Below are 11,234 nucleotides of genomic sequence, written 5' to 3' on the forward strand. Positions count from 1 at the left end.
CTTGCATCACGACTTTCAGCCGCTGTGATTGTTTAACGAAGACCATATGTGTTTATTAGGGAGCAAACCGCTGGCGAGCGACTCAGCTTCAAATTCAAACCTTAGTCTTTTATATTGTACCTGCTGTGCCGGCCCCGCCTGACGGATACTCTGGAAAGGGAAGTGAAGCCGTTATGAGTGATGACAAAAAGCCGATCAGAGACGAGCGTGACCACCCGGAGCAATACCCTACGGACAAGCCTAGCCTGTTCGATGTGGATGAGAGCCAGCAGCATGTGGACCCGATACCCGTAGAGGACCTGACACTTGAGAAAGAGGAAGAGAAGGATAAGGAGACCACGAAGCACCGTTCCTCTAGCGACAAGAGATACCACACCGGGTTCTAAAGATGTATACTTTTCCGGTAACATAACCGGAGCATTCTCAAGCTGAATATGATGGAGGGATCACATTGCTGAAAGCGTTACCCCTTAACCGGCGCGGCATACCCTCCAGCCGTATCGCCCTGGGCTGCATGGGGCTGGGCGGCGGCTGGGACCGCGAACCGGTCACCGCTTCGAATATGAAGCAGGGACATGAGGCGCTGGATGCGGCGCTGTCTATAGGCATTAATTTTTTTGATCATGCGGATATCTATACCCGCGGCAAGGCGGAGAAGGTATTCGGGCAGATCTTCAAGGAACGGCCGGGGCTGCGCGGGGACATCCTCCTCCAGTCGAAATGCGGCATCAAGCTGATGGAGCCAGGCGATATCTCCAATAGCTTCGACCTCTCCAGGGAGCACATTTTGTCCAGCGTCGATGGAACTCTCGCACGGCTGGGCACAGAGTATATAGATATTCTGCTGCTGCACCGACCCGATCCGCTAATGGACCCCGAAGAGGTAGCGGAAGCGCTACATCAGCTCAAGGCCTCCGGCAAGGTGCGCCACTTCGGTGTCTCCAACATGAGTGCTGCCCAGATCCAGCTGTTACAGACTTATTGCGACGAGCCGTTCATTGTCAATCAGCTGCATATGAGCCTGTCCCGGATCAGCTGGGTTGACGCCGTACTCAGCGTGAACCGCGACCCGTGGAAGGACATTACGTTCCCGGAGGGCACCATGGAGTATTGCCGTGCCGGGAATATCCAGCTTCAGGCCTGGGGCCCGCTGGCCCAGGGACTCTTCAGCGGACGGCCGCTTGAAGGCCAGCCGGAGAATGTTGTGAATACAGCGGCCATGGTACGGAGACTTGCTGACGAGAAGGCTACGACACCCGAAGCCATCGTGCTGGCTTGGCTAATGACGCATCCCGCAGCCATCCAACCCGTCATCGGCACCGTGAATCCGCAGCGGATCGCCGCCTGTGCAGGCGCAGACCAGCTAGAGCTGTCCCGCAAGGAATGGTATGAGCTGTACGTCACCTCGCGCGGGGAGAAGCTTCCTTAAGATTGGATTTTACTGGAAATCTCATGAATGAACAGGTTCAGATTCATTGAAACCGTACATTTTCATAAAACTAGCGGAGAGGTACTGTCCTTGTATGGATAGTACCTTCTTTGCGGCGGAATACACTAGACCCCCATCATTTAGCCAACTGGTGCAGCATCCGAATTGTGTTTGGTTTTTCGCATACATTGGGCCCACACCCCTCACGCTCGCCGCCGGCTTTCGCCCCATTCAGGGGCACTATTGCCCCTCATTTCCACCACTCGCCCACTATCAGCGAATAACTCTATGCACTTTACCTCCCCCTAGTCTCCCCCTCACCTTTCTCCGCTCCTCCCAGCCACGCCCGCCGACTGTTCTCTATAAAGAACATTTGTGAAAAACAGCGATAACCGCAGTTACAGCGAGATATCCCACTCAATTCGTACTTTATTGCGAACATTTCGCTGAAATTAACATTTTTCTTTTCCAAGCGGCGCAGTGTATGATTTGCTTACGAGAACGTTCTTTATAAAGAACGAATATAACGAATAACTCATTAGCAAGTTGAGAGGGGGCTTAGCTATGTACCCCAGATCTGCCAAGCGGCGCAAACGAAAAGCCAGGAATCTCGGCCTGCGGATTCTGCAATCAGGTATGGCGGTATCCGTGCTTCTGATGTACACCTCGGGCCAGATCGGCAGTACCTATGGAGAGTTCAAAACCTCCCAGGAACAGATCAGCTCCATCGGACTGTGCTCGGTATTCCCGGGTCAGATTGAACAGCTGCTATCGGAATTCAGCGGGCACCTAAGCACCCTCATGGAGCTGAAATCTTCCCTTGGCAGCCATAGCATCAGTGGAGTGTACAACACTTCTGTCGCTACCGGAGAGCTATCGCTTACGGAGCTGGATCAGGCGGCTGGCGAACTCTCGGCTGAGCTCACTCAAGCTGGCAGCGAGATCGACCTATTGGAGAAGCAACTGAGCTTCAATGGGATGGTCTGGCAACAAATTTTGCAGGAAATTGGCCATGCAGCGGCCATTCTGCACAAGCTCGGAGGATATATGGTGAATCTCGACCCTAACTGTCTGGAAATCCGTGACGCACAGTTCTTCGACCAGCTTCAGGAGAGTCTTCATCAAAGCGGGATTCTATCGGAATCGCTGGCAGAGACGTTAAGCGGAATTATGCATTACCTTGGCACGATCCATGATATCGGCGGATCATTGCCCACCGGCAATCCGGACCGTGTCTTGCTCCGGGAGGATGACTACAGCTTCCCTGCTGAGGAGCCTATCCTCTCGTTCGTAACCAGCGCCTATCAGGCAGATTCGCAGGTATCCCCCGCGCTGCTGAACACGTATGAGCAGATGAATAGCGAATTAACGGCGTCCAAAGATACCCTGTCCTCCACCATCCACACCTTGCAGGAACGGCTGGCAGAGATCGCTGAAGCCAAGACGGCCCTTGAGGACAAAGCAAAGGCACAGCAAGAGGAAGAGGAACGCCTGGCGCTTGAAAAGGCCGATAAATCCAGAGCGGAGGAAGCCGAACGGCTCGCCTTAGAGAAGCAGAAGGCTGCTGACGAAGCGCTGAAGCTGAAGCTGGAGCATGAACAAGCCCAGAACCAACCGGCCGCAACCAGTCTTCCTGACAAAAGCCAGCCGGGAGAGCAGCCCGCTCCCACAGCTCCTGTACAGGACAATCCAGTCCCCACAGCTTCAGCAGCAGCAGAGGTTATTGCTCCGGCTGCCACTCCGGCGCCTGAGATTCTTTTACCGGAAGCGACTCCAGATTATGAACCCGGCAGCGAAATTCCAATTCCGGGCACTGTGATAGACGGCGGGCAGCCTGCTCCTACAGCTACACCGGCTCCACAATCTGAACCCAGCAAAGGCGGCGAATAAGATGCGCATCCGAAAAATAGTCAATACGATAATTTCCACTCTGATTCTTATAGTGTTCCTGGTGCTAATCACAGCCGTTGTCATCTCCAAAGCCTCCGGCGGCGAGCCCACCTTCTTCGGCTACCAGATCAAGACGGTATTATCCGGCTCCATGGAGCCCGGCATTCAGACCGGTTCCATTGTGGGCATTAAGCCGGGCGGGGACATGAGCCGGTTCCAGAAGGGCGATGTGATCACTTTTTTGAATCCCGATAACATTCTGATCACCCACCGCGTGGTCGCTGCCGAGCTGAACAGTGCTCTGGGGGAAGCCAGCTACACTACCAAGGGCGACAATAATGATTCAGCCGACACCGCCGCCGTCAGCTCCACGAATGTGGTAGGTGAGTATACCGGCGTAACCGTCCCCTATGTGGGCTATGCCATGAGCTTCGCAGTCTCCAAAGCCGGAAGCGTAGTGCTGATGATTATTCCCGGACTGCTTCTGCTCCTCTACGCGCTGTATTCTTCATGGAAGGCCGTTGCGGCACTGGAAAAGAAGAACGTCTCGTCTTCCGCAACCAGCGGCGGCGGGCCGGATACTTTGACTGACCTCATACAATGATCGATTGTCCTCTCCCGTTTACGAAACGTGGAGCCACAATACAGCTTGCCGGAAGCACCGGCTATGCACAAAGCAGACTCATAAGAGAGGGATGAACAAATGAACGTCAAAAAAACATTAGGTCTCGGCGTTGTATCGGCAGCATTAGGCTTGACCCTGGTCGGCGGAGGCACCTTCGCTTACTTCAGCAGCACTTCTACTTCCTCAGCTTCTTTTAACAACGGAACCTTATCACTTCAATCTGATCCCTCCGTCATTGTTAATCTCAGCAACCTCAAGCCGGGTGATACCGTCTTACGGGACTTCAAACTCAAAAATGACGGGACACTCAATATTCCCAAAGTGGTACTGCGCACCTCATCCGCCATTACAGACGCTCAGGGAGACAACGGCTCCCACAATTTCAAGGATGATATTATTGTGACCTTCCTCGTGAACAAGGATAAGAAAGAATCGCCGCTCCTGGTCATCTCGCTGGCCGATCTGGAGCAGGAGAGTCCCGATCTGGTGGCCCGGGGAATTGTCGGAGCGATCTTAGGCGGAGAGAAGTCCGGCATTAAAGCCGGTACCTCGGATAACCTGACCATCCAGTTTGCCTTCAAGGAGACCCTCCAGCCGCAGAACTATTATCAGGGCGATACGCTTGCACTGACGCTGAATTTCGAAGCCAACCAGGAAAAAGGCAGTCTCAAATAATTCCACAACAAATCAAACCATTCGAGGAGGAAATAAATCATGGGTATCAAAAAAACATTGGGTCTTGGCGTAGCATCGGCAGCACTAGGTTTGTCTTTAATCGGCGGGGGCACCTTCGCTTACTTCAGCTCCACAGCCACCAGCACGGCAACCTTCGCCGCAGGTACGCTGAAGCTCGGCTCTTCCTTCAATACTCCGGTAGCGCTGACGAATCTGAAGCCGGGAGACTACACCGTCCGCACCTTCACCTTGTCCAATGACGGCACACTGGATATCAAGCTCCTCAAGCTTGCCACCACTTACACCGTGACCGATGCCATGGGCGATAACGCGGGCCAGGATCTCGGAGACCACTTCAAGGTCAAGCTCCTAGATAGTACGTACACCGGCGGTTCACTAAGCGGTCATGTGCTGTCCGAGATCTCCCTGAAGGATCTGAAGAATACCCCCAGCTACGATCTCGTAGCAGCAGGCGTACTGCCAGGAGGGATTGCCGCCGCCGGGTCCAAGACCTTCAAGATCGCTTTCGAATTCGTAGACAACACGCTCGATCAGAACATTTTTCAGGGTGACGGCTTAGCTCTGAACTGGACCTTCGATGCACTTCAAGGACTGGGAGAAGCCAAGTAGGTCAGCAATCCATGAAGACGGCACATCCTTCCCCAACCGGGCCGGGTGTGCCTTTTCCTTTTCTCCCGGCTGCCGGGTTCAATGAATTTTGTCCGATTTGCGGATTTTTGTTATACTTACAAATGGAAACGGCTTTGCTGTCCCTTTAACGGGCGGTGCCGTTTCAGCGAGAAAGATAAGGAGAATGTATAGCGCGAAGCCTATAAATTCTTATCTTTTACCAAAAAGTACGGAGGGCGTTGTAATCGTGTCAGATACTATGGGAAGCCGCATCCACAAACTCCGGCTGGAGAAGGGCTATTCGTTATCCGAGCTTGCGGATAAGGCTGATGTGGCGAAATCATACCTCAGTAATGTGGAACGGAACATTCAATCCAACCCCTCCATTCAATTCATCGAAAAAATCGCTGACGCGCTTCAGGTATCCATTCATGCACTGCTGTATGGCGGGCTGGCAGAGACGGAAGAACAGGCTCTGGACGGGGAATGGTTCCGGCTGGTTCAGGAGGCCATGGCCTCCGGTATAAGCAAACGGGAATTCAAGGAGTTCCTCGATTACCAGAAATGGCGCATGGATCAAAAGGACAACTAGACGTAGTATTGTATGCCGCCGGGAAGACTTCACTTGGCAGGGAGGCCACCTTCGGCGAAGGCATCCTTTCAAAGGCATACAGAAAAGGCACAGCGTACCGGCCGCTGTGCCTTTTCTGTATGTATCCGAACAATGATGACCGCCCTTACATCGCCTGGAGTGCCTTTTCGCTTAGAAACCGGCGGATATCCTCCGCCGCGATCCCCGCCTGCTTGGCAGACATCAGCAAGTCTACCCATTCCAAATCCAGATCAACTGCCTGCAGCTCGTCATTCCCCTGGTTGGACATATCCAAGAAATCTCCTCCTAGAATTTTCGCGTCCCCAGGCAGTCCGGCCATCATAGTAGTATTGCTACTTTGTAGTATTTCTACTTTAGATCCGAGACTTTGTGCCCCTGTCTTTCGGCAGGTTTACCTTTTACTGGACCCTTTCCATCATGAAAGGATCTGGCAAGAATCGATGAAACCGTTCTCCGCAATAACATTATACAAGATCATACGCGATTAGTGTGTCGTTTTCTGGAATTTTTTTATGTTAAAATGTGAGGAAACTTAGCTGAAATTGCCAGCAGGTTATATAAATATTTCCAGTTCCAAGTTCAAACCCTATGTAATAGTTTAAATATACTAAAGGGAACTCTAACCGCCCCGACTTACCGCTGCACGCACCATCGTATAGAGACAATTACCCATTTGTTTATATAACGGAGAGTTATGTGAGTTTTTTCTATTTATGATAGTTCCGTATGAATACTGTAATGAATCATGCCAAATTGCGAACGGATTGACCGAAAGTATGAATTGATTACCCCGCCGGAAAGTAGCACAATAGGATGAGAATGAAACCGCAAACATTTGCAGCTCCGCCAAGTGGCACACTGGATGCCTCGCGTGGAGTTTATCCGTTAGGAGGACCTATTCATGGCAGTCAAAGAGCCCTATAACGACACAGTATGGAGCAAATACTACGGCCCCAACCTGGGCTACATCCAAGAAAGATATGAGCAATTTGTCAAAGACCCCTCTTCTGTTGAACAACATTACCGCGATCTCTTCACCGTATCCGGTCCCCCTCCACTGGCACCCGATGCCGAGAGGGCTCCAAGGCCTGCCGTATCCGCAGATGCGCAGTGGCTCAAGAAGGCTGTCAAGGCCTCGAAGCTGATCGCCAATATTCGTATATATGGCCATATGGCCGCAGACATTGACCCGCTGGAGCGCAGCACGAACCCGATGGCCAAATGGCTGGAGCTGGAGACCTACGAGCTTACCCGCGAGGATCTTAATGCCCTGCCCGCTTCGCTGATCTGGGATAATGCCCCTGCGGATGTGCATACCGCGATGGATGCCGTCCACAGAATGCGCCAGGCCTATACCCAGACCATCGCCTATGAATTCGGGCATGTACATGATGAACGCGAGCTGCGCTGGCTCAACAGCCAGGCGGAATCGATGACTTCCCCTGCCCCGCTTAACAATACGGAGCGCAAGGAGCTGCTGAAGCGGCTGATTCAGGTGGAGCATTTCGAGACCTTCCTGCACAAGACCTTCGTCGGCCAAAAGCGCTTCAGCCTGGAGGGCAATGATGCCCTTGTGCCGATGCTGGATGAGATTGTGCGGGCTGCCGCGCATGACGGCGCAGAGCATATCCTGATGGGTATGGCCCACCGCGGAAGACTTAATGTGCTGGCTCATATTCTGGGCAAGCCTTATGATATTATTTTCTCAGAGTTCCATCACTCGCCGAATAAAGAACTGTTCCCTTCGGAAGGCTCCATGGGCGTGACCTACGGCTGGAGCGGTGATGTGAAGTACCATCTCGGGGCTGACCGTGCCGTCCGCGAAGGCGAGACCGTACGCACCCGGATCACGCTGGCCAATAACCCGAGCCATCTTGAATTCGTCAATCCTGTAGTCGAGGGCTTCACACGCGCCGCACAGGAAGAGCGCAACGCTCCGGGAATGCCTAAGCTGAATACAAGCAAGGCCATGGCTGTGCTGATGCACGGCGATGCCGCCTTCCCTGGAGAGGGCATTGTCGCTGAGACGCTTAATATCGGCAAATTGCAGGGTTATCAGAATGGCGGTACCGTGCATATTATCGTCAATAACCGGATCGGCTTCACCACGGAGAGCGAGGATTCCCGCTCCACCCATTATGCCAGCGACTTGGCCAAAGGGTATGAGATCCCGGTCGTGCATGTCAATGCCGATGACCCTGAAGCTTGTATCGCCGCAGTCCGTCTGGCCAGCGCTTACCGCCATATGTTCAAGAAAGACTTCCTGATTGATCTGATCGGCTACCGCCGCCACGGGCATAATGAAATGGATGATCCCGAGACTACACAGCCGATTGTATACGGCAAGGTGCGGAACCACCCTACTGTATACCGCGCTTATGCAGAACGCCTGGAGCGCGAGAAGGTAATCACAGCCGATGATGTAACGAATATGATTGCCGAGGCAGAGAGCGTCCTTCAGCAGGCCTTCGACCAGATGAAGGAAGGCAAGCAGAAGAATGCGGAGTCCAAAACCGCCGTCGCGCTGGATAACGACAGTCCCCAGCAGCGTCCGACTGCCTTCCCTCTGGCCGGTCTGCAGGAGATTAACCGCGAGCTGCTGCGCGTACCGGCCGGCTTCAAGGTCTATCCGAAGCTGGAACGGATATTGCAGCGCCGCAAGGATGCACTGAATGACGGAGAGCGGGTGGACTGGGCACTGGCAGAGACGCTTGCCTTCGCTACCATCCTGAAGGATGGCACGCCGATCCGCCTCAGCGGACAGGATTCACAGCGCGGCACCTTCGCCCACCGTCATCTGGTGCTGCATGACAGCGAGAACGGGGAACTCTATGCTCCGCTGCATCAGCTGAGTGATGCCGCCGCTTCATTCGGCGTTTACAACAGTCCGCTGTCCGAGGCCTCTGTCCTCGGCTTCGAATATGGTTATAATGTGTTCGCACCGGAGACCTTCGTCATCTGGGAGGCTCAATACGGCGACTTCGCCAATGCCGCTCAGGTCATTATTGACCAGTTCATTTCTGCGGGACGCGCCAAGTGGACACAGCGCAGCAACCTGACAATCCTGCTGCCTCACGGCTATGAAGGCCAAGGACCGGAGCACTCCAGCGGCAGAATGGAACGGTTCCTCCAGCTCTCCGCCGAGGAGAACTGGACTGTGGCCAACCTGAGCAGCGCTGCGCAGTATTTCCATCTGCTCCGCCGTCAGGCCGCGCTCTGCGGACAACCGGATGCCCGGCCGCTGGTTATCATGGCGCCGAAGAGCCTGATCCGTAACACGCGCAGCACCTCAGCCGGAGCGGATCTCGCTTCGGGCATCTTCCAGCCGGTTCTTCCCGAGCCGCTGCTCGGCAGTAAGCCGGAAGCAGTGAAGCGCCTCGTGGTATGCAGCGGCAAGGTGGGCATTGATCTCCAGACGGAGCTTGAGGCCACACGCGGACAGGACTTCTCCTGGCTGCACATTTTGCGCATGGAACAGCTCTATCCGTTCCCGGAACGCGAGATTGGCGCTCACCTTAGCGGCTTCAGCTCTCTGGAGGAGATCGTCTGGGTACAAGAGGAACCGAAGAATATGGGCGGGTGGACGTATGCTGAATCCCGGCTGCGCGCCATCGCACCGCAGAAGGTCACCGTCCAGTACATCGGCCGTCCGGATCGTTCCAGCCCGGCTAGCGGCTACGCAGATGTCCACAGCTTCGAGCAGCGGCGCATTGTCCGGGAAGCCCTGAAATTGAATGCTGCAGTGCAAGCACCTGTACCGTCTTCCTGAGCACAGTAAGGCGGTCATACGATATCACGCACACCACTATATTTGGGGAGGTACGGCCTGTGTCCGAGATAAAAGTACCCGATTTGGGCGAATCGATTTCCGAAGGAACGATCTACAAATGGCTGGTTAAAGAAGGCGACACTGTCGGCCAGGGGGATGTGCTTGCCGAGCTTGAGACTGACAAGGTCAATCTTGAGATCAGTGCGGAGGAGGACGGCGTCATCTCCTCCATCCTGCGCCAGGCGGGCGAGAACGTTGCCGTTGGCGAAGCCATCGGCATCATCGGCGCCGGCAGCGGCGCGGGTGCTGCCAGCGGCAGCAAGCCGGAAGCGGCCGCACCGCAGAGCGGCAGCGCGTCTGCTGCTGCCGCAAGTGCCGCAGCGGCTGAACCGGCCGCTGCTGTAACGGCTCCAGCCGCCGCCGAAGGTGCGGCGGCAGGCACTGCGGCCCTGGCTTCGCCGGGGGCGCGCAAGCTGGCACGGGAGCGGGGCATCGACCTCGGCGAGGTCAGTGCCCGCGACCCAATCGGCCGGATCGGTCAGGCCGATGTGGATGGTCATGGCGCAGCGGGGCCGCAGGCCGCTGCGCCAGCAGCTCCGGCGGCGGCCGCGCGGCCGGAGCCGGCGAAGCCCGCGCCGACGGCAGCGGGCAAGGCGCCGCACGCCGAGGACGGCAAAGCCACCGAGCGCAAGCGCATGTCGCGGCGGCGGCTGACGATTGCCAGCCGCCTGGTCGAAGCGCAGCAGACGGCCGCGATGCTGACCACCTTCAATGAGGTGGACATGACCGCCATTCTCGACATCCGCAAGCGCCGCAAGGATGCCTTCAAGGAGAAGCACGAGGTCGGACTCGGCTTCATGTCCTTCTTCACCAAGGCCGTCATCGGCGCGCTCAAGGCTTACCCGATGCTGAATGCCGAGATCGACGGGGAAGATCTCCTGCTGAAGAAATATTATGACATCGGCATTGCCGTAGCTGCCAAGGAAGGCCTGGTCGTACCGGTCGTCCGCGATGCCGACCGGCTTAGCTTCCCTGAGATCGAGCGGCGGATCGGCGAGCTGGCCTCCAAGGCGCGCGCCAATACGCTCAGCCTGCCGGAGCTTCAGGGCGGTACCTTCACGATCACGAACGGCGGAGTGTTCGGCTCCCTGCTGTCCACACCGATCCTCAACACCCCGCAGGTCGGCATTCTCGGCATGCACAAGATCCAGCTGCGCCCAATCGCGCTGGATGAGGAACGGACGGCCAACCGTCCGATGATGTACATCGCCTTGTCCTACGATCACCGGATCGTGGACGGCTCAGAAGCGGTCAGCTTCCTGGTCAAAGTCAAGGAATTGCTGGAGGACCCGGAATCCCTGCTGCTGGAAGGCTAATCTTCCGTCCGCAGCCTTCTCCTCCTTCCTATACACATAGTCCTAGACAAACAGGCATCCGTAGAGCGAACCCGCTCTGCCGGATGCCTGTTTTCTGGTTACAACAATTGAAACTGTTGCACAGAAGAGTCAATTTCATAATTCGATTTGTTAAATAGCAAGACTGGGCCAAAATCTAAGGTCACATTTTTAAAAAGATTAGGCGATTTGCTGAGAGTTTCTCAACT

Annotated in this window: 10 protein-coding genes and 1 riboswitch; of the genes, 9 read left to right on the top strand and 1 reads right to left on the bottom strand. The window is 55.1% G+C overall.

Annotated elements, in window-relative coordinates; translation table 11 throughout:
- Positions 1–173: 173 nt before the first annotated feature.
- The 7 genes from ACFSX3_RS17445 to ACFSX3_RS17475 all read left to right on the top strand — a co-directional run bounded on the left by ACFSX3_RS17445 (position 174) and on the right by ACFSX3_RS17475 (position 5,841).
- On the top strand, positions 174–386 hold the full coding sequence (locus ACFSX3_RS17445) for a hypothetical protein (RefSeq protein ID WP_036699028.1): 213 nt from the start codon (positions 174–176) through the stop codon (positions 384–386).
- 65 nt (positions 387–451) lie between these two features.
- Positions 452–1,429, top strand: coding sequence for an aldo/keto reductase (locus tag ACFSX3_RS17450; protein WP_379258284.1), 978 nt, complete (start codon positions 452–454; stop codon positions 1,427–1,429).
- 564 nt (positions 1,430–1,993) lie between these two features.
- Positions 1,994–3,319 carry a hypothetical protein gene (locus ACFSX3_RS17455; protein ID WP_209994434.1) on the top strand — a complete coding sequence of 442 codons (1,326 nt, stop codon included), beginning with the start codon at positions 1,994–1,996 and terminating at the stop codon, positions 3,317–3,319.
- A gap of 1 nt (position 3,320) precedes the next feature.
- A complete protein-coding gene (gene sipW, locus ACFSX3_RS17460) occupies positions 3,321–3,923 on the top strand; it encodes a signal peptidase I SipW (RefSeq protein ID WP_209994435.1) in 603 nt (200 codons plus the stop codon).
- Between the two features lie 99 nt (positions 3,924–4,022).
- Positions 4,023–4,619 (top strand): TasA family protein, encoded by a 597-nt coding sequence (locus ACFSX3_RS17465; RefSeq protein WP_209994436.1) that lies wholly within the window; start codon positions 4,023–4,025, stop codon positions 4,617–4,619.
- A gap of 39 nt (positions 4,620–4,658) precedes the next feature.
- On the top strand, positions 4,659–5,249 hold the full coding sequence (locus ACFSX3_RS17470; protein ID WP_209994437.1) for a TasA family protein: 591 nt from the start codon (positions 4,659–4,661) through the stop codon (positions 5,247–5,249).
- 259 nt (positions 5,250–5,508) lie between these two features.
- Positions 5,509–5,841, top strand: a complete 333-nt coding sequence (locus ACFSX3_RS17475; protein WP_209994448.1) for a helix-turn-helix domain-containing protein — start codon at positions 5,509–5,511, stop codon at positions 5,839–5,841.
- Positions 5,842–5,986: 145 nt separating this feature from the next.
- Here the strand turns inward: ACFSX3_RS17475 and ACFSX3_RS17480 are convergent, their stop codons facing one another.
- Entirely contained in the window at positions 5,987–6,130 is a 144-nt protein-coding gene (locus ACFSX3_RS17480; RefSeq protein WP_209994449.1) for an anti-repressor SinI family protein, read from the bottom strand.
- 34 nt (positions 6,131–6,164) lie between these two features.
- Positions 6,165–6,268: riboswitch (cyclic di-GMP riboswitch) on the bottom strand.
- Positions 6,269–6,763: 495 nt separating this feature from the next.
- Between ACFSX3_RS17480 and ACFSX3_RS17485 the strand changes: the two genes are divergently transcribed.
- Positions 6,764–9,631: a 2-oxoglutarate dehydrogenase E1 component gene (locus ACFSX3_RS17485; RefSeq protein WP_209994438.1), complete on the top strand. Its 2,868-nt coding sequence runs from the start codon at positions 6,764–6,766 to the stop codon at positions 9,629–9,631.
- A 59-nt stretch (positions 9,632–9,690) separates the two neighbouring features.
- Positions 9,691–11,007 carry a 2-oxoglutarate dehydrogenase complex dihydrolipoyllysine-residue succinyltransferase gene (gene odhB, locus ACFSX3_RS17490; protein ID WP_209994439.1) on the top strand — a complete coding sequence of 439 codons (1,317 nt, stop codon included), beginning with the start codon at positions 9,691–9,693 and terminating at the stop codon, positions 11,005–11,007.
- Positions 11,008–11,234: the final 227 nt, after the last annotated feature.

Source organism: Paenibacillus rhizoplanae (assembly GCF_042684125.1).
GTDB lineage: Bacteria > Bacillota > Bacilli > Paenibacillales > Paenibacillaceae > Paenibacillus_AQ > Paenibacillus_AQ rhizoplanae.

Excerpts from the sequence above, each read along its gene's own strand:
- ACFSX3_RS17445 (WP_036699028.1), top strand. The coding sequence starts at position 174 with ATGAGTGATGACAAAAAGCCGATCAGAGACGAGCGTGACCACCCGGAG.
- ACFSX3_RS17475 (WP_209994448.1), top strand. The coding sequence starts at position 5,509 with ATGGGAAGCCGCATCCACAAACTCCGGCTGGAGAAGGGCTATTCGTTA.
- ACFSX3_RS17480 (WP_209994449.1), bottom strand. The coding sequence starts at position 6,130 with ATGTCCAACCAGGGGAATGACGAGCTGCAGGCAGTTGATCTGGATTTG.
- ACFSX3_RS17470 (WP_209994437.1), top strand. The coding sequence starts at position 4,659 with ATGGGTATCAAAAAAACATTGGGTCTTGGCGTAGCATCGGCAGCACTA.
- ACFSX3_RS17455 (WP_209994434.1), top strand. The coding sequence starts at position 1,994 with ATGTACCCCAGATCTGCCAAGCGGCGCAAACGAAAAGCCAGGAATCTC.
- ACFSX3_RS17485 (WP_209994438.1), top strand. The coding sequence starts at position 6,764 with ATGGCAGTCAAAGAGCCCTATAACGACACAGTATGGAGCAAATACTAC.
- sipW (WP_209994435.1), top strand. The coding sequence starts at position 3,321 with ATGCGCATCCGAAAAATAGTCAATACGATAATTTCCACTCTGATTCTT.
- ACFSX3_RS17465 (WP_209994436.1), top strand. The coding sequence starts at position 4,023 with ATGAACGTCAAAAAAACATTAGGTCTCGGCGTTGTATCGGCAGCATTA.